Genomic DNA, 22242 nt, shown 5'->3' with positions numbered 1-22242 from the left:
TTTTATGACATCTTAAGCAAAAAAGAGTGCAACTTGCACTCTTTTTTCTGAGAAACGATAGAGACACGCTATAATAAGATAAAGAGAGGGTGGTGTTCTTGAAAAGGCTAAAACTCGAGACTTTAATGACGCAAGTATTGGGGATGTTTCTTGCTTCGATATTAATATTTTTTGTGACCACATTGCTGGCTACTAAGCTGAGCTTTGAGTGGGGGATGCTGTGGTTTGGTATGGGACTTGTAATCTTAACCATATTTATTCATAGTGCAGCATATACAAATAGTCATTATAAAACACTATATGTTGTATGTTTTGTAGTCAATATGGTTGGGACCGGATTGTCTTTTGGAACATATTTTAATGTAGAATCTGTTGTATTTCGTGGCTATTTAATTCCATTCGTTGTTGCAGGAAGCTTGTTAATCGCTTATCTTTATACTCTAATGTTCCAACAACGTATTGGAAAGGCAAATACGTCGATCGAAATCTATGGGTGGTTGTGATTGGTATAGGCATGGTATCAGCTGTCGGATTGTGGATGGAAGGATCCAATATTGATGTCGCGTTGATGATTATTTTTGCTGGAATTTACCTTCTTGCATACATTGCGTTTCTACACTTCTTACTGAAAAGCGCAGAAGTATACCGTCTCGCGTCTTTCTACAGTTACGGTGTTTATATTATTATTACGATTGTGGTGATTTCAATCCTGCTTGAAGATGGTTTCGCTGTTGAAGCACTTTTCACTCCTGGAGATGGAAATACAGCCAAGCAGAATCAAAACATCCAATGATTGTAAACTGTTAGATAGCCACCGATTAGGTGGCTATTTCGATATTATATGCGAATTGGCTTAGGTTTATTGGTCACAGTCAAAAGGATGCTTAATAATATTAGAATGATTGGTAGACCAATAAATAACACAAATACGATGAAGGGTACAATTCCGCCGGTTGTATAGTAAGAGATAGCGAATCTCCCACGGGATAAAGCATGGAGCTCCAACAAGTGCTGAGACATGTGAGATAATGCATGAATGGCAAGGGTTGTGATGTACGTGTACATCAAGAGTTGTGATGTTCGGGTATTTCGTTGAATGCGAATGGCTGAGAGCAGCATAATTATGAATAAATACAAGAAATAGACGATCACATAGGGCATCGAAGCTACACTACGATGAAGGTATGTCCAAGATTCATCAGCAGCGTCAAACCCCACACCCCATATCCCTAACATGTATAGCGGAAAAATGAAGAGGGTGAGAACAATAATAATTATATCGAGATGTTTTTGTTTCATGACTGGCCTCCTTGATGAATCCAACTTTGGTTGGCAGCATTGATTCGAATCGTAAGTTGATCCTTAATAGGAATTGTTAGTGTGAAGCTTTGCTCTTGGTGAGCTGGAATGGTCACATTCAAAGGTTCTAAAGTATCACGCGAAACCATAGTTGATCCATCGGTGAGGAGTATCGGATTAAAGGCTGAAAACTTTTGGGGTGTTGATGTCATATTGGTTATTACGAATGTAATGTCTGCGCTATCTGGTTTTTGAATTACTGGCTTGATATCAACGAGCCAAGTATTATCAACAAGATACAAATGTGTATTTGGGACAGTACTGACATTGGTATGAAAGTTGTAGGCGTTAAGTGCAGTTGTTGTAAAATATTTTATATTAGGGGTTAAATAGCTATTTGCGCCAAATGATAGTGATTTGATGTTGTTGACGGTGATGCTACTAAAGTTCGCGGGTAACTCATCACGATAGTGATTTTCAAATGATCGGAACGCCTGTTCTTGATCGTAAAAAATTTCATAACCAAATTTATTTACACATACCCCAGTATCTTCCAAAATTGAAGGGTACGGATCACTGACGCATTGTTGTGCGAGAGTTTGAGCAGTATTAATTGTATTTGTATAAACAATCAAAAATGTACCGAAGACAAATGTTGCAATTATCGTAACTGCGAAGCCTCCGTGAGATAAGGCGAAACGGCGTTTGGGTGATTGTTTTAAAGCGGATCGGGCGTTGTAGGTTAGCGCCGATCGTTGATATTGCCAAAAGATTAAAATAAGTCCGATTACACCCAGCACTTTTAAATAAAGATTAGTCAGGTTCATATAGGTCCTCCTAGATACCAATGTGTTCTTTGAATGTATGATAATAAGTTCGATTAACGTCATGCCATGAACCCGCAACCTTCACAGCATATTTCATATTCAATTTGACGCGAATATCAGTGATATAATGTAAATTGATAATTGTAAATTTATTGATTCGCAGAAGGGGTAAGACTTCAAATGTTTTGAGCGGATCATGAGTATAAAAAGAATCCGTTTCAGTCTCAACCAACAAACTAGATTCTTGGGTCGTGACGGTTCTGATTTCGCCGCTATTCAAATACTGTGTTGTATAGCCATTGGTCACTAAAAAACGTTGGTTGTTTTCGTATAAAACATACTCACCATTTTCAGTTACAATTTCGGCATGCTTTAACGATTCAACAATATTATCGGAAGCGATGCCACGTCCAAGTTGAATTTTCATAAGGTCACCTCTTATACTTATCATACTGAGTAAAAATGCGAAATACAATGTGATATCCCTAAGTTACGTTAGATGCATCGTATTCTACATAATATGCATTAATGAGAGCTTAAAATGTCAATTGAGGCACGTGTCAATATATTTGCAAACAACGAAATAATAGTCTATAATATTACTATACTTTGAAACAAGGAGTGGTCACGCCACTCCTTATATATTGTCTTAAGGAGCGATTATGGAAAAGTATTTGGAAAAATTACAACCAGTTGCGAATGAGATGGGCTTAAATATTATCGATATTGAGTATATTGGTAAGGACATTCTTGACATTAGCATTGCACGTCAAGACTTTGAATCCGTTGATTTAAATATGTGCGCGGCGGCTGCACAGGCATTTGGTGAAGCAATAGATTTTGAAATCAGCTTGGATGTTGGTTCAGCAGGTGCTGAACGAATGATTGAACCGGATGATTACAAAGATATAGAAGGTCAGTATGTGTTCATTCAATTCAAGAACACATTTAAAGATGCTGAAAATGTTGAAGGTACTGTCGTCAGTGTTAGTGATGATGCTGTCGTTGTATCCTATCGCGTTAAAACAGCACTTAAAGAAGTAACAATTGAACGTTTAAACATTAAATACCTGCGCCTTGCAGTTAAAGTATAAGGAGAAATTTTTAGATGAACGTTAAAAATGTCATATTAGCGATGCAAGAAATTGAAAACAATCGCAATATTTCAAAAGAAGTAATTATTGAAGCGTTACAAGACTCATTAGTGAAAGCTTATCGCCGTCAAATAGGCGTTCCTGATGCGATTGTCGAAGTAATAATTGATCCCAATTCAGAAGAGATGCGTCTATTCCACAATTTCCTTGTGGTTGAAGAAGTAGAAGACGATGAATTGGAAAAAGGAATCCATGAACTCGAAGACAATAGTCAAGGTTTAAAAGTTGGAGATTGGTATAAAGAAGAACAACCAATCGTTGAATTAGGTCGCGCAGCAGCAACTCAAGCTAAAAACGTTATTAAACAAAAAATTCGTGAAGCTGAGAAACAAGCTGTGTATGACGAGTACATTGATCAACTTGGTGAAATGGTAATGGCAATGGTTGAAAGTGTTGAAGAGAAGTTTGTTGTCGTCAACCTTGGAAAATCATTGGCAGTGATGCCACGCGCAGCACAAATCGAAGGGGAAATGTACCGTGAAGGACATACCCTAAAAGTTGTTATTACAGATGTAAACAAAGATACTAAAGGTGCTCAAATCTTGGTATCACGTGCAGATGCAATGCTTGTACGTCGTCTGTTTGAAAATGAAGTTCCTGAAATCTTTGATGGTCAGGTCGAAATCAAAGCGATTGCGCGCGAAGCGGGCGAACGCACGAAGGTTGCTGTATACTCACACGATCCAGATATTGATCCAATTGGAGCATGTATCGGACCACGTGGACAACGTGTACAAGCAATTATCGAAGAGCTTAAAGGTGAAAAAATTGATATCTTTGAGTGGAGCGAAGACATGATTGAACTTGTTAAGAATGCATTGGCACCTGCGGAAATTATTGCAGTGTTCCCAAATGAAGAAAACAAAGGTCTTGTCGTTATTGTCGATGATTCACAATTATCATTAGCAATTGGTAAGCGTGGTAAAAATGCCCGTCTTGCAGTTCGCTTAACAAAACAACGGATTGATATTAAATCTGTATCTGAAGCACAAAATGAAGGTGTTGACTACGTGTCATTAATGGCGGCTTACCAAGCAGAAATTAATGAAAAAATGGCTCCGAAAGTTGAAGAAACAGTCGAAGCTGTCGTTGAGATGGATACAGTGGATCAAACTGAAGCAAGTACTGAAGAAGTTGTTGCTGAAACAGTAGCAACAGAAGTACCAGTTGATGAAGTCATTGAAGAGACTGTAGGAGTTGAAGTGGCTCCTGAAGTTGCTGAGGAAGCGCCGTCAGTAGAAACAACAAAAATTGAACGTAAAGATATTTTCCGTCCACGTACAGAATATGTCTCCAAGTTTGAAGAATTGGCAAATACTTCACGCCAAGAAGAACAACAAGTCCGTCGTCGTAAACCACGTCGTGATAAAGAAGAAGAGAAACCTGTTAATACCGCTGAACTTCTCAAAGAAATGGAATATGAAATTGTTCCGGAGTATACAAAAGAAGAACTTGAAGAAATCAACCGTCAAAAAGAAGTTGAAGACAACTCATGGTATGAGGATGAAATCGACTTCGATGAATTTGACAACTATTATGATCAAGAATAGGAATTATTATGAAAAAAATTCCAATGCGTAAATGTGTTGTAACACAAGAGCAATTTCCAAAAAAGGACCTTCTGCGAATCGTTTTGACCCCAGAAGGAACCGTAGAAATTGATGAAACAGGCCGTAAAAATGGCCGAGGGGCGTACATTTCACGTAAACCTGAAACTGTATCACTTGCAATGAAAAATAGAGCGCTCGACCGGGCTTTAAAAACCAAGGTCGATGATGCTATTTACGAAATGTTGGGTGAATATGTTAAATAAAGAAAAATTTCTAAACGGTCTCGGTCTATGCCGACGTGCCGGGAAAATCGTAGCTGGTGACGAATTGTTACCTGCAATTCAAAAACGCAGTGTTAAGCTAGTTGTTCTCGCTGACAATGCATCTGAACGTACGAAGAAACAAATTACCGATAAAAGTAAAACAGCCAATGTTGATGTTGTCACGGGTATTTCGAAAGAAGAACTTTCGTGGGCAATTGGTATGGATAACCGTGTAGCAATCGGTATTTCAGACACAGGTTTGGTGAAGGTATTAAAAACGAACTTATAGAAAATAGAGGTGACTGTATAAGTGAGTAAGAGAAAACCAACGAGAAACAATCGTAACAATAAAGGTCGTGGCAAAAAACAAAGCCAGGACACATTTAAACCAAAAGATATCGTAGTAAAAGAGTTTGACTATACAGAAGGAGTTTCTGTTAAAGATTTATCAGAACTTATCAATAAGAGTCCTGCTGATATTATCAAATTGCTTTTCATGATGGGTACAATGGTAACCATTAATACATCTCTTGATGATGATACTGTTGAACTTATTGCAATGGAGTATGACATGACTCCAACTAAAGTTGAAGCAGTCGATGCTTTAACACTTGAAGATACAATCGAAGATGATCCTGCAATGTTGCAAGAGCGTCCACCAATTGTAACTATCATGGGTCACGTTGACCATGGAAAAACGACTACACTCGACACAATCCGTAATGCTAAAGTTGTTGACGGTGAGTTTGGTGGTATCACGCAACATATTGGTGCTTACCAAATCGAACATAACGGTCGTAAAATTACATTCTTGGATACACCAGGTCACGAGGCTTTCACAGCAATGCGTGCTCGTGGTGCGAGTGTAACAGATATCGTAGTAGTTGTCGTTGCTGCTGATGATGGGGTTATGCCTCAAACACGTGAAGCAGTCGACCATGCTAAAGCGGCAGGAGCGCCACTTATTGTAGCAATCAACAAAATTGATAAACCAGAGCAAAATATTGATCGTATTTATTCTGAGTTCACTGATTTGGGTGTTACACCTGAAGAGTGGGGTGGAGAAACAGTCTTTGCCAAAATTTCTGCGAAAACTGGAGAAGGAATCGATGAGCTTCTGGAAACAATTTTAGTAGCAACTGAGCTTGAAGAATTAAAAGCGAATCCTAACCGTCTTGCATTCGGTAGCGTCATTGAGGCGAAACTTGATAAGAGTCGTGGACCAGTCGCAACATTATTAATTCAAAAAGGAACACTTCGTCAAGGAGATCCTGTCGTCGTTGGTACAACATATGGTCGTGTCCGTAAAATGGTTGATAGCCGTGGACGCGAGCTTCAAGAAGCGGTTCCATCAATGCCAGTCGAAATTATTGGATTGAATGAAGTGCCAATTGCTGGCGATTTATTCCGAGCATTTAAAGAAGAGAAAGAATCACGTGCTGTTGCTCAAAAACGTAATAATGCACGTATTGAAAAAGATCGTAACCAATCAAGTGCACTAAGCCTTGATGATTTATCCGATCAAATTGAATCCGGTGATATCAAAGACATCAACGTAATCCTTAAAGCCGATGTACAAGGTTCTGCTGAAGCGGTTAAAGCTGCATTAGAGCGTGTAGAAGTTGGTGATGGAAAAGAAGTAGCTGTTAAAGTGATTCGTTCCACTGTTGGTGGAATTACTGAAAGTGATATTATGCTTGCTTCTGCATCAAACGCTATTATCATTGGATTTAACATTCGTCCGACTGCATCAATCCGTAAAAAAGCAGAGGATGAAGGTATTGAAATTCGACTTTACAACATTATCTATAAAGCTGTAGAAGATATGGAACATGCCATGAAAGGTATGCTTGCACCTGTCTTTAAAGAAGTTATTCATGGTCAAGCAGAAGTTCGTGAGTTATACCACGTATCTAAAGTCGGTACTATTGCTGGATGTATGGTTACAGACGGTAAAATGGTTAAAGAATCTGGAATTCGCCTCATGCGAGACGGTGTTGTTGTCTATGAAGGACGTATGGCAACACTAAAACGATTCCAAAATGAAGCAAAAGAAGTTGCTGCTGGTTACGAGTGTGGTATCACAATCGAGAACTTTAATGATATCAAAATGGGAGACGTTATCGAATCCTACGGTGAAGTTGAAGTAGAACAGAGGTAATTACAATGTCAGTTAAAAAAGAACGTATTGAATCAATTATTAAACGTGAACTTGCACCTTTAATTGTAAATCGTTTAAACGATCCAAGCTTATCATTTGTAAGTATTACAGATGTTGAAGTAACAAATGATTTCTCATTTGCCACCATCTACGTCAGTTTCTTACAAGATAAAGATAAGAAAAAAGGAATGGAAGCATTACGTCGTGCGAAGGGAATCCTTCGTTCTGAAGTTGCAAAATCATTGTCAATCCGTCGTACACCTGAGTTACTCTTTAAATTAGATGAATCAAGTGAACATGGAACACGAATTGATACAATCTTAGAATCACTTCGTAAAGACGAAGAATAAGAAAAAGGAACCTATCAAATGATGGGTTCCTTTTTTTAGTGTCTTAGTGATACAATCATAGTATATTTTGTAAAGGAGTCTCACAATGCCAATTATTAAACAACTTGAAATTAAAAAGCATCAACGCGTTCTCATTACTTCAGATATTCACGGAAATTTAGAACGGTTTAAGCAGATGCTCCACCGTGTTCAATTCAATACTAATGATGTTCTGATTATTAATGGAGATTTAACCGAAAAGGGGGCTGCATCTCTTGAAACTGTACGCTACACGTATGAACTTTCGAAGACCCATGAAATTCATATTGTTCAAGGGAATTGTGAGACATTGCAATATCTAGATAATCCGGAACACTTTGAGATGTTGCGTAATTATATAAATAATCGACCACAATCGCTGATTCATGAAATGTTAGTAGCTATTGGTGTTACCATTACCCCAGACATGAATATGCACGAAGCGCGTACCTTACTGAAATCACACTATCCAGAATATATCGACTTCTTGGGTGCATTGCCCAATATTATCGAAACAGATGTATTTACACTTGTCCATGCAGGTCTTGAGCAAAAGTCACTTGCAGATCAAGATGTTGATTTAATTCAAACAATGCCATACTTCGGTTTGGTTGATGCGCAATTTGAGAAACCAGTTATTGTAGGTCATTATCCTGTCTGTTTGTACCACAATCAAACAATCGATCATAAGCCAATCTTGGACGTCATAAAGAACATCTATTCCATTGATGGTGGAAATGTTATCAAGGACGATGGTCAACTAAACGTTCTCATCTATGAGCAAGGTCATTTTACAGTTGACTATGTCGATGGATTTGACTATTATTCCATTTTAAATCATCAAGACGGAAATAAAGGAACCCATATATCGTGGATGGATCGTGAAGTCGAGATACTGGATAAAAAGCCAGAATTCATACGGGTGAAACAACGGAGTACTGGCAATGAAGCGTGGATTCATGAATCATTTGTAGATGAAGTAAAAAGTGAAGTTATTGATGATGTCACAGATACAGTGCTTCAAGTGTCTAAGTATGATCTGTTTCACCCACTTTTGAAAACTTCGACTGGTTACTATGGGAAACATAATGGTGAAGTCGGGTGGTATTTTGATGCCTTAGGAGGATTCTGTGAGACCCATTGATGTAGCAAAACAGTTTAATATTAGTACATCGACTGTTCGTAAGTATGAAGATGAAGGATTGATTCCTCCGTCCATTCGAAATGCAAACGGATATCGGAAGTATGAGCCAAAACATGTAGAATATATGGCTTGCGTATTAGCAATGCAAGCCGGCTTTAGTCGTAGCCAGATTATTCAAGTCATGGCGTGTATGATGGACGGCAAAGCAAATGAAGCCCTCTTAATCTGTTCAAGACATCAGGCTGAGTTAATTCGTGAACTATCACATGCCCAAAAGACAGTCAACATGTTTACATCGGGTGACATCTTTAGAGAATTGAAGTTAAAACGTAAGTTATCGATTCAAGAAGTTTCTCAGCTGATTGATGTACCGGATACTACATTACGACACTGGGAAAAAGAGGGGCTGGTTGTCCCGTCACGGAATAAAGACAATAACTATCGAATGTATGATGCGAATCAGATTGCACGTCTATTGATTATTAAAACTATAAAGGCGGCAGTGTGGTCCTTAGAACACGTTCGTGAGGTATTACAAGACTTTGACAATAAGCAACCGGAAGAAGCGTATAAAGTAGCTTTAGATGCCTTGAATTATTTATACAAGATGAATCTCTATCAGCATCAAGGGATGCATGCACTGTATACACTGTGTTTATCCCAAGGATTGGTTGCACAACATTATCAACAGGATTATAGTTTCTTTCAAAACCTATAATTAAACCTTAATGTCCTTAGATAAACTTATGTTATCTATTTCCAAGTTATTGATACTTAAGTTTGTTTCTTGCATTAATGTGCTATAGTTTTTATAGAATTGGAGATAGCCTATGGAACAACAATTAAAATTACGTGGTATGACCACAAACAATCTTAGGAATATTGATTTAGATATTCCGAAAAATAAGATAACTGTCTTTACGGGTGTATCGGGATCTGGAAAATCCTCAATCGTTTTCGATACAATCGCAAATGAGGCGACACGACAACTGAATCAAACGTACTCAACATTTATTCAAAACTTCCTTCCAAAAGTCGACAAACCATCTGTTGATAGCATTACAAATCTAAATCCAGCGATTATTATTGATCAAAAACGAATTGGTGGTAACGCCCGTTCAACTTTAGGTACAATAACGGATATAAATGCGTTCTTACGAACTATTTTTTCAAGAATCGGATTGCCTTCAGCTGGTACAGCATCCATGTTTTCTTTCAATGATCCAGCTGGTATGTGCGAATCATGCCAGGGCATTGGCAAACGAATTGAACCTCGTGTTGACTTAATATTGGACATGACACGATCTCTTAATGATGGCGCTATTACATTTCCTGTGTTTGATCGGGAATCGTGGTATTTCCAAATTTACGAAGCGTCTGGATGGTTTGATCTTGATTTACCGTTAAATCAATACGATGATGAAACTTTGGAATTACTGCTATATGGAAGTAAGCGCAAAGTGCAGATCGTGGGACCTGGAGGGTCAAAACCAACAAATCTTGAATATGAAGGGGTTTTAGCGAAGTTTCGTTCAATGTTTATTACCCGAGACCTAAGCGGACACTCCAAACGAACACAAGATATCGTTCAAAGGTATACCACATTACAAACGTGTACAAAATGTCACGGAACACGTTATGCTCCTGCAATTCTAGATTGCAAAATTGGAGACTTAAACATTTTTGATGTTACGGATATGGAATTAACAGAATTAAAGGGTTTCTTGGAAGAGATACAAAATGTTGAATCGATCAAACCAATCGTTGAAGAAGCACTGAAACGAGTCAACCAACTCATACAGATGAGTTTAGAATACTTAACATTAACCCGTGAAACGAGTACCTTATCAGGAGGTGAGTCGCAAAGGGTTAAGATGATGAAGCATTTAAGCAGCAGTTTGAATGGACTTATTTACATTTTTGATGAACCGAGTGTAGGCTTGCACCCTCGTGATGTCGAAAACCTAAATGGTATGCTTCGTGATCTACGCGATGCAGGGAATACTGTCATTATTGTTGAACATGATCGGGATGTTATCAAAGTTGCGGATCATCTCGTTGACGTAGGGCCGCTGGCAGGAATTCATGGTGGCGAAATTATGTTTGAAGGATCTTATGAAGGACTACTTGCATCACAAACACTTACCGGTTTGCATTTACATGCACTTCCAGCGTTTAAAGACACTCTGCGTCCTAGCACAGGATTCTATACAATTGAGAACGCCAACACTAACAATCTTAAAAATGTAAGTGTATCGATACCTAAAAATGTTTTGACTGTTGTGACTGGCGTTGCCGGAAGTGGTAAATCATCTTTAATTCATCAAGAATTTATGAGCCATTACCCAGAGGCGGTTGTAATCGATCAAAAACAACTCCATACAAGTTCTCGTTCTAATTTAATGACTTACACAGGCATTTTCGATAAAATTCGAACAGTTTTTGCGAAAGCAAACGATGTCGATAAGGCACTTTTTTCATTCAACTCCAAAGGAGCGTGTCCTGAATGTAAAGGACGAGGGGTTATTGTTACTGACTTGGCGTTTATGGAAGATGTTGAAACGATTTGTCATGTATGCGGTGGTAATCGCTATATCCCAGAAGTTATCAATTACCGCTATAAAGGTCTTAATATTATTGAAGTGGGCGCATTAACTGTCGAAGAAGCAGTCGATTTCTTTGATGATAAAACAATTCGAAAGACATTGATTACGCTTGCTGAAGTGGGGGTCCATTACTTATCGTTAGGCCAACCGCTCGACACCATTTCTGGCGGCGAGGCGCAACGGATTAAATTGGCGAGTGAATTACACAAGCAAAGTGATTTGTATGTATTGGATGAGCCTACAACCGGATTGCACATGTCGGATATTGATACCTTTATGCGAATTATCGATCGTTTAGTCGATTCAGGCAGTACTGTAATTATAATTGAGCATAATCTTGAAGTGATGCGGGTTGCCGATCATATCATTGATATGGGACCACAGGGTGGTAGTCAAGGTGGTCGTGTTGTTTTTGAAGGCGCACCTCAAGATATCTTTAATGCACCAGAATCGCTTACTAAAAACTACATATAAAAAACCGCTTCGATAGAGGCGGTTTTTTATATGGTCAGAGTTGATTAAAGCGATTCAAGAATTGTCGCACCCGCTCATGTTTCGGGCTATTGAAAAGTTCATCAGGAGATCCTTCTTCTAAGATGATGCCTTGTTCCATAAATAAAATACGGTCGCTCACTTCTTTAGCGAAAGCCATTTCGTGGGTGACAATAAACATTGTGAAGCCTTCATCTGCAAGATCTTTGACGACTTGCAAGACTTCGCCGACCATTTCTGGATCTAGTGCACTTGTAGGCTCGTCTAAGAGGAGAAATTCAGGTTTCATGGTCAGTGCCCGAGCAATCGCAACGCGTTGTTTCTGACCGCCTGAAAGCCGTTTGACAGAGGCATCTTTAAAATTAAGCATTCCAACTCGTTCAAGGTTCTTAAGTGCTTCTTGTTCGACATCCTTAGGATTCTCTTTCAATACACGTATCGGGCCAACCATGAGATTTTCAAGAACCGTCATGTTGCTGAAAAGGTTAAATGATTGGAAAATAATTCCCACTTGTGAACGGTATTTATTAACATCGATTTGAGGATCATTAACCTCTAAATCATTAAAGAAAACTTTACCTTCGTCAAATTCTTCAAGGAGGTTGATACAACGGAGCAGTGTTGATTTACCACTTCCACTTGAACCAATAACAGTAACTACTTCACCTTTGGTGATTTCAAGATTTATGTCTTTAAGGACAAGTAAATCACCAAATGATTTACTCAGATGTTCAATTTTTAGAAATGACATTATTCTTCTCCTTTCAATGTATCGAAGTTCGCTTTATGCGTTTGTGAGTTTGGATAGTTTCCTTTAGGCGCATCCATATGGGTTTCGATGATTGATAAAATCTTGGTTGAAATTAGTGTTAGTGATAAGTAAATCATGGATACGATAAAGAATGATTCCATTTGACGGTAGTAAATCCCGGAGATTCGGTTCCCTTGGAAGAAAAGCTCTGCAACGAGAATAACGTTTAATACTGAAGAATCTTTAATATTAACAACAAATTCGTTCCCAATCGCCGGCAAAGCATTACGTAACGCTTGTGGTAAGATAACGAAACGCAGTGTTTGAATTTCTGTCATCCCTAAAGCCCGTGCTGCTTCGTTTTGCCCGGGATCAATCGACTGAATTCCGGCGCGAATGACTTCGGACATATACGATGACGTATTAACAGAAATAACGACAATCCCTGAAATAAGTGGTGATATTTCAATGCCAAGGGTACGGATTCCATAATAGAAGAGAATCCCTTGAACCATCATCGGTGTACCACGCAGGTATTGCACATAAGCCGTGGTTGTGATGCTGTTTATATGTTTGATGAAACGTACAAATGCTTTATCCCGTTTGTTGATTTTGATTTGACGAAGCCCAGCAACAACCAAGCCAATTGTAAGACCAAATGCAGTCCCACAGAGTGCAATTAAAAGTGTGGTACCAAGTCCACTCAGGTACATAGGCCAGTAATTTTGAATTAAGAAGCCAACGCCAGCAATAAATCCAGAAGGCATTTGCTCTTGTCCGGATGTATCTGATGAAGGTTGACGAAGAATTGCGTCATACATAATAGTATCCCGATCTTCGTCTGTCAGACTATTGAGAACCCGGTTGACGTCTTCCAATAATTCTGTATTTTCTTTCGCGATACCGATTGAAACCGTTACATCTTCTTCAGATACCGTGAATCCTTGGTCTGCTTCAAACGCAACATATGTTAAGTCGGGATTACTATTGGTAATTGCTTGTGCAACAGGTTTTTCAGATACAAAAGCATCGATTGCTTTTGATTTTACAGCAGTTGTTAAAAGCGGAAAAGATTCCATTGGCATTCCATGATTCACGTCAGGAATTTGAGGAATAAGCGTGTCGTGAAGGGTTCCGATTTGAGCCGCCACATGTTTTCCCGCAAAATCTTTAAGTGATTTCGCACCGGCTAAAGGGCTTGCTTTGGGCACAACGAGAACCATTTCACTTTTGTAATAAACATCGGTGAAGGCGATTGCTTGACGACGTTCTTCAGTATTACTCATGCCTGCGATGACAAGATCAACATCACCAATACGAACGCCATCAACCAAGCTGGAAAAGACCGCATAGTTTTTAACCTTAAGTTCCATGCCAAGGTTATCGGCTATTTTACGTGCGATTTGAACGTCATAGCCATCACAGTATGATCGACCATCTGGCAACGGTTCCGAAAAATCAGTTTTTTGTGTTTGTGTCCAATTGAACGGGGCATAATTACACTCCATACCGACTGTTAACACATTATCCTTTGCTGCAAAAACAGCAGTTGTTGGTAATGATAGGATTACCATACATGCAAGTATTAGACTTGCGACTTTAAAGCGACGATGAAACATATTTTCCTCCATATATACAGAAAAAGACCCCATAGCTAGAGGTCCTTGTAATTTCGGATATCTAGCTCCACTTCCAGGTTTCTTGGAAGGAGTGTTACAGGTATTACCTGGAACCCCACGAATCTTGCTTGCAAATCAAAAGTCGTTCGGCGATGGTTGCCTTTCCATAGTGTCATTGCCTGCCGGCTCGACCATGTACTCATCTGCATCGCTACCTCTATAAAAATGTCTTTAACATCAATAATCGTATCACTGTTCGTTAAAATGTCAATGAAATGATGATTTCGTTTTGACTAATCGTTGAAAAAAGCTATAATTTATAAGGAAACGGGGCTTTTATGAACGGAATAATTTGTATTAATAAACCAGAAGCGATGACATCGTTTGATGTTGTTGCAAAAATACGTCGATACACACGTGCAAAAGTTGGACACAGTGGCACACTTGATCCAATGGCGACGGGTGTTTTAGTATTAGCATTAAATCAAGGCACAAAGGCGTTGCCCTACCTTGGAATTGAAGATAAAACCTACCATGCAAAGATAAAATTTGGGTTACGAACTCATACTGGAGATATTTGGGGCGACACTGAGGAAGAAGGAGCCCTTGTACCTTATGATGAGGTGCAACTTAAAGCGGTAGTTACATCATTAATAGGAAAACAGAATCAACGCGTTCCCAAAGTATCAGCAAAAAAAATTGATGGGAAACGATCCTACGATTATATTTTAGAGGGCAAAGAGGTCAAGCAGTTATATGCTGATGTCGAAGTTTACGCAATTGATGTGCTTCATTTTGATGCTGAGGGCGTTGAATTTATAGCACATGTATCCAGTGGCACGTATATCCGTACGCTTTGTGAAGATATCGCAACCGGTTTAGGAATGATTGGAGCAATGTCTTACTTGAAACGAACACAGGTTGGCCGTTTTACGTTGGAAGATTGCATTGAATTGGATGCATTGGACACATTAGCTGATAAATTGATACCTACAAAAGAAGCAATTCAGTTGCCAAAAATTGAAAATGAACGCATGATACACTTTGTTAAGAATGGAAAGACACTGAAATTGGATATTCTTGAGGACCGTGTCCTTGTGGACGCAGGCGAGTATTACGCAGTTTATGAACGGATTGATGAAACGACGTTCAAATCAGTGAGAGGATTATGGTAATGAAACAAACAATAATTAAAGATCATATGACATTAAACACATTTGGCAATGAAATCGCAGCTACAATTGGATATTTTGACGGCCTTCATTTAGGGCATCAAAGCTTAATTAACGAGACGATTCGCGTAGCGAAAGAACGCAACCTGGAATCAGCGATTATTACATTTGACCCAGATCCATGGACCGTGGTTAATGATAAACACAAAGTAAATCATATTACGCCGATGAAAGAAAAAGTCAGAGTCGCACAGTCGCTGGGGATTGACCACTTGATTATTATTAATTTTACAAAAGATACGTCGAAATTGTCACCGATGGAATTTATTGAGGCTTATTTGGTATCAATGAATGTTCGCGCATTAATTGTAGGCGCTGATTTTAAATTTGGATTCCGAGGTCAAGGTAATGTGGCATTCTTAAAAGAACACGCCCATTATTTCTTTGATACATTGATTCATGAGCTAGATTTAAGCAATGAAAAGAAGATTGGCACAACAATGATAACGCAAGCGTTATTGCGCGGTGATGTTAAAACCGCATCAGAGTTATTGGGGCGTGATTATGTTATCAGTGGATTTGTTGTGGATGGTCGTAAGCAAGGTCGTAAAATTGGATTCCCAACGGCTAATATGGATATTGTCGATGAATATGTCATACCAGCTGAAGGTGTGTATGCCGGCTTAGTTGAAGTGCAAGGCGAAGTCTTTAAAGCGATGCTAAGTATTGGTCACAATCCGACATTCGACAGTACCGAACGTTTGTCAGTCGAAACACACATCTTAGACTTTGATCGTGATATTTACGGAGAACTCATTAAACATACATTTGTTGAACATCTTCGCGGACAGGTCAAATTTGATTCAATCGAAGCACTTGTCGAACAGATGAAAGAAGACGAACGAAAAACACGAACTGTTTTAGCAGATAAATTGTAAAACTAACTCGTGATTGTGCAACATTGTTGTTCCAATCACGAGTTTTCTTAAAACTAAGAATCGTCTCCGGTTATTACTTAATAAATGGCATACATTTACCTTAAAATGATGGATTTTCAAATAAAATCTGTTACGCTTTTAACAAAGGGGAATGATTATGACTGTAAGTAAACGAACCGCAGTTGCGAATTTTAAAAGAGATCTCATCGATGCTGTAACAACAAGTGTCAAAACACTGTTAGATTCGGAAATCGATATTATTTTTAACGCACTCGCATTGGAGGCAAATCTAGAGACACTAGAAATTACAGTGTCGATGAATACGGAGTTTGATTTTCATCGAAAACGCCGCTATTATGAACGAAATAGTGAAGAAACAGTCTCAATTGTTGATTTACGATATTCAATTCGAGATTGGAACTATCAGGCAATTGCAGTTATTCAACCGATGCCCAACAATCTTTATGAAGCATATTATGCAAAGAAGCCAGAAAGTTATTTAGAATTGCTCACGAATACATTGTTGGAGTTTGAGGGCTCTGAGTGTTTCGCAAAGATTCCTAAGGATTCGACATTTCTCACGCTTGCGATGGGAACAGAAGAAACAATCGATGCTTCATTTATGCGTTATGCAGCACTAAAAGCGAAACGAGAAGCTCGGCTTAATAGTTAAATTTCGAGAAAGCACAGATGTGCTTTTTTTATTAAGAACGCTACGAAAATGTCGAAATCTCTAGAAAGAGAAAGAGACACCAAATAATTAATCGGCTGCCTTTTGTTTCTCAAATATTTCTGTTATAATAGCCGTAGTAGGTGATAAATATGGCAAATGAATATGTATTAATTCAAGAAAAAAATGACGGATTTGGTCAAATTGCAGTATCAAATAACGTTTTTAATCACATTGTTGCAATTACAGTTGCTGAAAACAAACACATCTTCTTTGAAGATGGTACAGGAAAAAAATCACTTTCTGTAAGCAATGCGAATGGACACGTTAATATTGATGTCAAGGTCCGAGTTCAGTACGGTCAAGATGTCGAACGCGTAGTTCGAGCATTACAAGATGAATTACGTCGTAACATTGAAATGATGGTTGACTTCAGCAGTGTTACAATCAACGTTAATGTCGTCGGATTTAAGTTTAATTAAGAAGCAGATATCTGCTTCTTTTAGTGTGGAGGTTTTATGACGAAAAGTCGTAGTGTAGAGAGACAAGATGCAATGCGTGCAGTGTATATTCACTTAGTACGTGATCAAGCAATCGAGGAAGTATTGGAAGATAACGCCTTTATTTCAAATGTAAGTGACTTTATTCCCAAATTTGAGTTTGGTGAAGAAATGCTTGAAGTCATTCATCGTGCTGTTGCACGAAAAGAGATTTATGGCTTAGCTTTAAATCAATACTTAAATAACTGGAAGTTTGATCGTCTTGGTTATATCGAACAAGCGATTATGCTTATTGCTGCAGCTGAGTTAGAACTCGGAATTCAAGCAAAAGTTGTTGTCTTAGATGAGGCTGTGCGTTTAGCGAAAGAATTTGCGGACCAAGACTCATACAAATTTATAAACGGAGTATTAGACGCAATATGATGCCAAAAGAGAAGGTCATTACGGTTTCAGAATTTGTTAATGAACTCAAAGGTGTTATTCAGAAACATCCGTCTTTTAAGAATGTCGCATTGGTAGGAGAGCTTTCAAACTTTAAAGCTCACCACAGTGGGCATTTTTATTTTTCTCTGAAGGATGCGAAAAGTAGAGTTTCGTGTGTTATGTTTCGCAGCAAATCTAGTATGGTGAAATTTAAACCTAAAGATGGGGATAAAGTTGTTATTCACGGATCAATTGATGTCTTTGAGTCGACAGGATCAGTCCAAATCTATGTTGAACGCATGAACTTGGATGGGCTGGGGGATTTATTTATTCAATTTGAAGCTTTAAAGAAAGAATACTTGGAGAAGGGATATTTTGCTGTGGAGCACAAAAAAACGATACCGAAGTATCCGCATAATCTTGCGGTTATCGTTGGCGAAGGAAGTGCTGCTGCCGCGGATATTGCGCGAACACTACACGAACGATGGCCTGTTGCTCAGGTTCATGTACTCTATGCGTTTGTTCAAGGGGAATATGCGGTGGATAGTATCGTTAAACAAATTGCTTATGCAAACACCTTAAATCTCGACACTATAATTCTTGCTCGTGGCGGTGGATCAATTGAAGATTTGTGGTCATTTAATGAACCTAAAGTGGTGGAATCAGTTTATAACTCGAAAACACCGATCATTTCCGGAGTAGGACATGAAAGTGATGTCACCTTGGTAGATTATGTTTCAGACTATCGGGCTGCGACACCGACAGCTGCTGCAGTTCAAGCAACACCCAACACCAAGGATCTACTCGAAAATTTAAGAGATTATAAAAATGCATACTATAAGTCTGTTCGCAACAAACTAAGACAAAATCAACAAGTTTATCAAACAATTATGTCACAACGCTATTTGCAAGACCCTTTACGTTATATTGAAACTAAACAACAGTATCTGGATTATCATCAGAACAAAGTAATACATCAAATATACCGATTTGATACGATTAAACAAACACTTCAACAACAAATTCACGGTTATGAAAAAGCGTTGAATCTTAAGTTTCAAGAAAACAAAGCGCAACTCAAGACTTTTGAAAGTGAATTCTACTACAACGTCGAACAACACATCCGTCAAGAAGATGTCCAACGAAAACACTTTGAGCAAAGTTTGATGTTTTCGATTGGTGGAATCCAACGCAAAATACCACAATTTTACACATTTACAGAAGACATTGATGTGGCTTTAAAACGGCGTATTGACCGATTAATCAACTTGAAAGCCAGTCAGTTTGGCGATATAATTAAAACAATAAGCAACAACAATCCGGTTGCGAAATTAGAAGCAGTTTATGCAAAAGGATTTGCTCGTGTAACCATGAATTCCGAGCCCATTACGTCCATTAGAAATGTTGATGAAGGCGATGCATTAACTATTGCAGTAAAAGATGGTGTAATTCAGGCTACAGTGAGTGGAAAGGACCCATTATGAGTGATACGTTTAATTTTGAAGCAGCAATGAAACGATTGGCAGAGATTGCGACTTTGCTTGAAAAGGACGATTTGTCATTAGACAATGCAATAGCATTGTTTGATGAAGGGTTACAATTATCAAAACAGTGTCAAAACCGTTTAACCCAATATGAAACAACAGTAAAAGAGCTTGTTCAGAAGCACCAAGGAGAATAACATGAATTTAATGATCGAAAGTCGTTTACGAGAGCTAGTCCAAGAATATGGGAATACGACAGTTCAAGATGCAATGTCCTACTCATTGTTGAGTGGGGGTAAGCGCGTTCGACCACGCCTTCTGTTGAGTCTACTTGCTGATTATGGTATCGATTTACATCACGGATTAAATCAGGCGTGTGCGCTTGAAATGGTTCACACGTATTCGCTGGTCCATGATGATCTACCTGCTATGGATAACGACGATTTCCGTCGTTTCAAACCCACGAATCATAAAGTGTATGGTGAGGGGATGGCGATTTTAGCTGGAGATGGCTTACTTACTGCCGCTTTTACAACGCTTGCGGAAGCTGACACGGTGAGTCCGACGATTCAAATGAAAACCGTTGAAATTTTAGCACGTAATGCTGGTGCACACGGCATGATATTAGGGCAAGAGCTCGATATTGTTGATAACATTGATTCAGTCGAGGCACTTATCCAATGCTATGAAATGAAAACAGGGTGTTTGTTTGCTGCAGCATTAGAAATGGCTGCTGTTATCGCAGGAAAAGATGATCTACAAGATACTGCACGGACACTGGGTTTGAAACTTGGAGTTGCATTCCAATATCAAGATGATATTTTAGAAGTTACGAAAACTAGTGATGAAATTGGTAAGAGTCATCTTAGTGATGGCGAGCGCGAAAAGAGTACTATCGTAACGTTGCTAGGCTTAAAACGTGCACAAAATGCAACTGAAGGACTATTTAAAGAAATTAAAGTGCTGTTAGATCGTCTTGATTTAAAAGGCACAGAACTACAGAAACTCATTGAAGAAATGATCGAACGCGATCTTTAGGAGACAGTCTTGTTTAATCAATTTAAGAATTCGAATGCGATTCGTGATCTTAAACCAACAGAGCTTGATGCACTAACTGATGAAATCGCAACATTTTTAGCTCAAGAGACACGATTTGATGTCGAAACAATCATAAAAAATATTAATGTCCTCGAGACAACACTTGCTTTGCATAAGGTTTTTGACCTGACCAAAGACCGTGTTGTTTTTGATGGTGGTCAACAAGTTATGACCCATAAAATTTTGACGGGTCGCGCACAGGACCTTGCATTGCGTACCAACATTCCACTAACCCTAGATGCTACCAATCCTTTTGATGCATATACAGGCGGTGATATTGGAGAGGGACTTGGTGTCGGCCTTGCATATGCACTGGATGCTCCGCAAAATCATACAATTGTTGTAATCGATGACCATGCGCTAAATTATGGTCTAACCTATGAATCGTTGGTTCAAATCAGCAAAGAAAAGCCGAATATCATTATTGTGATGATTGATGAACAACAATCGTTGCTGCGTCACTATACGTCAATGAATACATTTGTAAAAAGTATTCGAATTAGTAAAACATATACCGGTTTAAAAAAAGATATGAAGACTGTTTTGGATTCTAATCCAATTTCACGCCCCATTTTAAACACGTTGGTACGCGTTCGAGATGCTTTGAAAGAGACTGTCCTTGAACCTACAATCTTTACGCAATTTGGTATTGATTATCAGGGTCCAATTGATGGACAAAACATCAGTGATTTAGTTCGTGTTTTTGAGATGGCGAAGACAATGAAGGGTCCAAATCTAATTCATGTTCAAACGCGTCTTCGTAAAAAACAACGTCGTAAGTTGGAATTTCCCAATTTTAAACTGGATGATGCAACACCTGACAATTATAAAACCTATCATGAGATTTTCGACTCTACACTTGTAGGGATTCGTGATCCTAAATTGATGTTGCTTGTAGACGCACTTAATTTTGGAGACTACTTTAGGGAGTTCGCAGAAGCATACCCAAATAATTATGTTGTGACATCTGGTAGTACTGAATCATTGATTACATTGGCTGCTGGCTATGTCCGGATGGGATATCGTGTTGTAGTAGCACTATCCTCACAACGTGTGTTGGAGATACAAAGTCATATCAACAATCAATTCAAACTTTCTGAATTACCGTTGACCCTCCTTATTCGAGGTACGGGACTAAATTCAACAGGTAATCGTTTTGAACAAGGAGTTTATGATATTGGGGCTTTAGAACACTTCGCAAACGTTTATATGCCTAAAGACCTTAACGAGGCCAGTGGTTTATTGAACAAAATCTTACAAGAACCAGGAATTAATGCGATTCGATATCAAAACGATGCAGAAAAACACATGCCTCAATTGCTTGATTTGGATGCCATTTGGGAAATAGCACACTCATTTGATGTTTCTAGTGAAGGGGTCATCTTAACATTTGGAACCTCAATTCAAGATTTTATAAAAAAAATAGAAGCAAACTCGTTAAATATTGGTGTTGTGAATACACGAAATTTATCAAGTGTTGATTCCGAATTGCTTCAAAAAATTGCGGAGTTTCATCACAAAATTCTTATTTATAATATAGAAGATATTCACAACGAATTATACCATCATATTTTACGTCACTGCTATGAACAAAAACTGGATTTAGAGATTCTGTGTGTTGATTTAAGAGGTATCGAACTAACAGCTGGATCTAAAGAACTCAAACGTGCACATCACTTACATATTGATGATGCTATTCGATTACTGATAGAAGGGAAATAAC

At 38.6% G+C, this 22242-nt stretch carries 25 protein-coding genes and 1 riboswitch; of the genes, 20 read left to right on the top strand and 5 right to left on the bottom strand.

Annotation, left to right across the window (positions count from 1 at the left end; genetic code table 11):
* Positions 1-98 precede the first annotated feature (98 nt).
* Together GVV22_RS01720 and GVV22_RS01715 are read left to right on the top strand one after the other, a co-directional pair.
* Positions 99-503 carry a hypothetical protein gene (locus GVV22_RS01720; protein WP_159648477.1) on the top strand — a complete coding sequence of 135 codons (405 nt, stop codon included), beginning with the start codon at positions 99-101 and terminating at the stop codon, positions 501-503.
* Positions 500-793, top strand: a complete 294-nt coding sequence (locus GVV22_RS01715; RefSeq protein WP_159648476.1) for a hypothetical protein — start codon at positions 500-502, stop codon at positions 791-793. Before GVV22_RS01720 ends, GVV22_RS01715 begins: the two co-directional genes overlap by 4 nt.
* Positions 794-837: 44 nt before the next feature.
* Here GVV22_RS01715 and GVV22_RS01710 read toward each other — a convergent pair whose 3' ends face one another.
* The 3 genes from GVV22_RS01710 to GVV22_RS01700 are packed head-to-tail and all read right to left on the bottom strand — an operon-like array spanning position 838 to position 2553.
* Entirely contained in the window at positions 838-1299 is a 462-nt protein-coding gene (locus GVV22_RS01710) for a hypothetical protein (protein WP_159648475.1), read from the bottom strand.
* A complete protein-coding gene (locus GVV22_RS01705; RefSeq protein WP_159648474.1) occupies positions 1296-2126 on the bottom strand; it encodes a hypothetical protein in 831 nt (276 codons plus the stop codon). The genes GVV22_RS01710 and GVV22_RS01705 overlap by 4 nt, the downstream gene beginning before the upstream one ends.
* Before the next feature lie 10 nt (positions 2127-2136).
* Positions 2137-2553: a LytTR family transcriptional regulator DNA-binding domain-containing protein gene (locus GVV22_RS01700; protein ID WP_159648473.1), complete on the bottom strand. Its 417-nt coding sequence runs from the start codon at positions 2551-2553 to the stop codon at positions 2137-2139.
* 235 nt (positions 2554-2788) lie between these two features.
* Between GVV22_RS01700 and GVV22_RS01695 the strand changes: the two genes are divergently transcribed.
* The 9 genes from GVV22_RS01695 (at position 2789) to GVV22_RS01655 (ending at position 11846) form a co-directional block, all read left to right on the top strand.
* A complete protein-coding gene (locus GVV22_RS01695) occupies positions 2789-3220 on the top strand; it encodes a ribosome assembly cofactor RimP (protein WP_159648472.1) in 432 nt (143 codons plus the stop codon).
* A 14-nt stretch (positions 3221-3234) separates the two neighbouring features.
* Positions 3235-4830: a transcription termination factor NusA gene (gene nusA / locus GVV22_RS01690; protein ID WP_159648471.1), complete on the top strand. Its 1596-nt coding sequence runs from the start codon at positions 3235-3237 to the stop codon at positions 4828-4830.
* Positions 4831-4838: 8 nt separating this feature from the next.
* Positions 4839-5093 carry an RNase P modulator RnpM gene (rnpM, locus tag GVV22_RS01685; RefSeq protein WP_159636307.1) on the top strand — a complete coding sequence of 85 codons (255 nt, stop codon included), beginning with the start codon at positions 4839-4841 and terminating at the stop codon, positions 5091-5093.
* On the top strand, positions 5083-5382 hold the full coding sequence (locus tag GVV22_RS01680) for a L7Ae/L30e/S12e/Gadd45 family ribosomal protein (protein WP_236261743.1): 300 nt from the start codon (positions 5083-5085) through the stop codon (positions 5380-5382). The genes rnpM and GVV22_RS01680 overlap by 11 nt, the downstream gene beginning before the upstream one ends.
* Positions 5383-5403: 21 nt before the next feature.
* Entirely contained in the window at positions 5404-7254 is a 1851-nt protein-coding gene (infB, locus tag GVV22_RS01675; protein WP_159648470.1) for a translation initiation factor IF-2, read from the top strand.
* Positions 7255-7259: 5 nt separating this feature from the next.
* Complete coding sequence (gene rbfA / locus GVV22_RS01670; RefSeq protein ID WP_159636303.1) at positions 7260-7604, top strand: 30S ribosome-binding factor RbfA; 345 nt, start codon at positions 7260-7262, stop codon at positions 7602-7604.
* 85 nt (positions 7605-7689) lie between these two features.
* A complete protein-coding gene (locus GVV22_RS01665; protein WP_159648469.1) occupies positions 7690-8766 on the top strand; it encodes a metallophosphoesterase in 1077 nt (358 codons plus the stop codon).
* Positions 8753-9484 (top strand): MerR family transcriptional regulator, encoded by a 732-nt coding sequence (locus tag GVV22_RS01660; RefSeq protein WP_159648468.1) that lies wholly within the window; start codon positions 8753-8755, stop codon positions 9482-9484. Before GVV22_RS01665 ends, GVV22_RS01660 begins: the two co-directional genes overlap by 14 nt.
* A gap of 112 nt (positions 9485-9596) precedes the next feature.
* Positions 9597-11846 carry an ATP-binding cassette domain-containing protein gene (locus GVV22_RS01655; protein ID WP_159648467.1) on the top strand — a complete coding sequence of 750 codons (2250 nt, stop codon included), beginning with the start codon at positions 9597-9599 and terminating at the stop codon, positions 11844-11846.
* A 34-nt stretch (positions 11847-11880) separates the two neighbouring features.
* On the opposite strand, the gene GVV22_RS01650 is transcribed toward GVV22_RS01655, so the two are convergent.
* On the bottom strand, positions 11881-12615 hold the full coding sequence (locus tag GVV22_RS01650) for an amino acid ABC transporter ATP-binding protein (protein WP_159648466.1): 735 nt from the start codon (positions 12613-12615) through the stop codon (positions 11881-11883).
* Positions 12615-14234: an ABC transporter substrate-binding protein/permease gene (locus tag GVV22_RS01645; protein WP_236261901.1), complete on the bottom strand. Its 1620-nt coding sequence runs from the start codon at positions 14232-14234 to the stop codon at positions 12615-12617. The genes GVV22_RS01650 and GVV22_RS01645 overlap by 1 nt, the downstream gene beginning before the upstream one ends.
* 54 nt (positions 14235-14288) lie before the next feature.
* A riboswitch (Lysine riboswitch) is annotated at positions 14289-14462 on the bottom strand.
* A 110-nt stretch (positions 14463-14572) separates the two neighbouring features.
* Here GVV22_RS01645 and truB point away from each other — a divergent pair.
* From truB to GVV22_RS01600, 9 genes are all read left to right on the top strand, one after another.
* Positions 14573-15409 carry a tRNA pseudouridine(55) synthase TruB gene (gene truB, locus GVV22_RS01640; protein ID WP_159648465.1) on the top strand — a complete coding sequence of 279 codons (837 nt, stop codon included), beginning with the start codon at positions 14573-14575 and terminating at the stop codon, positions 15407-15409.
* Positions 15409-16344 carry a bifunctional riboflavin kinase/FAD synthetase gene (locus tag GVV22_RS01635; RefSeq protein WP_159648464.1) on the top strand — a complete coding sequence of 312 codons (936 nt, stop codon included), beginning with the start codon at positions 15409-15411 and terminating at the stop codon, positions 16342-16344. Before truB ends, GVV22_RS01635 begins: the two co-directional genes overlap by 1 nt.
* A gap of 157 nt (positions 16345-16501) precedes the next feature.
* The gene (locus GVV22_RS01630; RefSeq protein ID WP_159648463.1) at positions 16502-17017 is read left to right on the top strand and encodes a DUF4303 domain-containing protein; all 516 of its coding nucleotides are present in this window, start codon (positions 16502-16504) and stop codon (positions 17015-17017) included.
* Between the two features lie 149 nt (positions 17018-17166).
* The gene (locus GVV22_RS01625) at positions 17167-17496 is read left to right on the top strand and encodes an Asp23/Gls24 family envelope stress response protein (protein WP_159636287.1); all 330 of its coding nucleotides are present in this window, start codon (positions 17167-17169) and stop codon (positions 17494-17496) included.
* 36 nt (positions 17497-17532) lie between these two features.
* Complete coding sequence (locus GVV22_RS01620) at positions 17533-17937, top strand: transcription antitermination protein NusB (protein ID WP_159636285.1); 405 nt, start codon at positions 17533-17535, stop codon at positions 17935-17937.
* Positions 17934-19421: an exodeoxyribonuclease VII large subunit gene (xseA, locus tag GVV22_RS01615; RefSeq protein WP_236261900.1), complete on the top strand. Its 1488-nt coding sequence runs from the start codon at positions 17934-17936 to the stop codon at positions 19419-19421. Before GVV22_RS01620 ends, xseA begins: the two co-directional genes overlap by 4 nt.
* Positions 19418-19618 (top strand): exodeoxyribonuclease VII small subunit, encoded by a 201-nt coding sequence (gene xseB, locus GVV22_RS01610; RefSeq protein WP_159648462.1) that lies wholly within the window; start codon positions 19418-19420, stop codon positions 19616-19618. Before xseA ends, xseB begins: the two co-directional genes overlap by 4 nt.
* 1 nt (position 19619) lies before the next feature.
* A complete protein-coding gene (locus tag GVV22_RS01605) occupies positions 19620-20459 on the top strand; it encodes a polyprenyl synthetase family protein (RefSeq protein WP_159648461.1) in 840 nt (279 codons plus the stop codon).
* Positions 20460-20468: 9 nt separating this feature from the next.
* The gene (locus GVV22_RS01600; RefSeq protein WP_159648460.1) at positions 20469-22241 is read left to right on the top strand and encodes a 1-deoxy-D-xylulose-5-phosphate synthase N-terminal domain-containing protein; all 1773 of its coding nucleotides are present in this window, start codon (positions 20469-20471) and stop codon (positions 22239-22241) included.
* Position 22242 lies beyond the last annotated feature (1 nt).

It is taken from the genome of Erysipelothrix aquatica, from assembly GCF_009828825.1.
GTDB classification, from domain to species: Bacteria; Bacillota_I; Bacilli_A; order Erysipelotrichales; family Erysipelotrichaceae; genus Erysipelothrix; species Erysipelothrix aquatica_A.
This window is presented reverse-complemented; position numbering and strand designations above follow the sequence as displayed.

Bases quoted from the DNA above. Each gene is read 5' to 3' on its own strand.
- GVV22_RS01605 (WP_159648461.1), top strand. From the start codon at position 19,620: ATGAATTTAATGATCGAAAGTCGTTTACGAGAGCTAGTCCAAGAATAT.
- GVV22_RS01695 (WP_159648472.1), top strand. From the start codon at position 2,789: ATGGAAAAGTATTTGGAAAAATTACAACCAGTTGCGAATGAGATGGGC.
- GVV22_RS01645 (WP_236261901.1), bottom strand. From the start codon at position 14,234: ATGTTTCATCGTCGCTTTAAAGTCGCAAGTCTAATACTTGCATGTATG.
- GVV22_RS01700 (WP_159648473.1), bottom strand. From the start codon at position 2,553: ATGAAAATTCAACTTGGACGTGGCATCGCTTCCGATAATATTGTTGAA.
- truB (WP_159648465.1), top strand. From the start codon at position 14,573: ATGAACGGAATAATTTGTATTAATAAACCAGAAGCGATGACATCGTTT.
- xseA (WP_236261900.1), top strand. From the start codon at position 17,934: ATGATGCCAAAAGAGAAGGTCATTACGGTTTCAGAATTTGTTAATGAA.
- rnpM (WP_159636307.1), top strand. From the start codon at position 4,839: ATGAAAAAAATTCCAATGCGTAAATGTGTTGTAACACAAGAGCAATTT.
- xseB (WP_159648462.1), top strand. From the start codon at position 19,418: ATGAGTGATACGTTTAATTTTGAAGCAGCAATGAAACGATTGGCAGAG.
- GVV22_RS01680 (WP_236261743.1), top strand. From the start codon at position 5,083: ATGTTAAATAAAGAAAAATTTCTAAACGGTCTCGGTCTATGCCGACGT.
- GVV22_RS01655 (WP_159648467.1), top strand. From the start codon at position 9,597: ATGGAACAACAATTAAAATTACGTGGTATGACCACAAACAATCTTAGG.
- rbfA (WP_159636303.1), top strand. From the start codon at position 7,260: ATGTCAGTTAAAAAAGAACGTATTGAATCAATTATTAAACGTGAACTT.
- GVV22_RS01625 (WP_159636287.1), top strand. From the start codon at position 17,167: ATGGCAAATGAATATGTATTAATTCAAGAAAAAAATGACGGATTTGGT.
- GVV22_RS01710 (WP_159648475.1), bottom strand. From the start codon at position 1,299: ATGAAACAAAAACATCTCGATATAATTATTATTGTTCTCACCCTCTTC.
- nusA (WP_159648471.1), top strand. From the start codon at position 3,235: ATGAACGTTAAAAATGTCATATTAGCGATGCAAGAAATTGAAAACAAT.
- GVV22_RS01705 (WP_159648474.1), bottom strand. From the start codon at position 2,126: ATGAACCTGACTAATCTTTATTTAAAAGTGCTGGGTGTAATCGGACTT.
- GVV22_RS01620 (WP_159636285.1), top strand. From the start codon at position 17,533: ATGACGAAAAGTCGTAGTGTAGAGAGACAAGATGCAATGCGTGCAGTG.
- GVV22_RS01650 (WP_159648466.1), bottom strand. From the start codon at position 12,615: ATGTCATTTCTAAAAATTGAACATCTGAGTAAATCATTTGGTGATTTA.
- GVV22_RS01630 (WP_159648463.1), top strand. From the start codon at position 16,502: ATGACTGTAAGTAAACGAACCGCAGTTGCGAATTTTAAAAGAGATCTC.
- GVV22_RS01665 (WP_159648469.1), top strand. From the start codon at position 7,690: ATGCCAATTATTAAACAACTTGAAATTAAAAAGCATCAACGCGTTCTC.
- GVV22_RS01635 (WP_159648464.1), top strand. From the start codon at position 15,409: ATGAAACAAACAATAATTAAAGATCATATGACATTAAACACATTTGGC.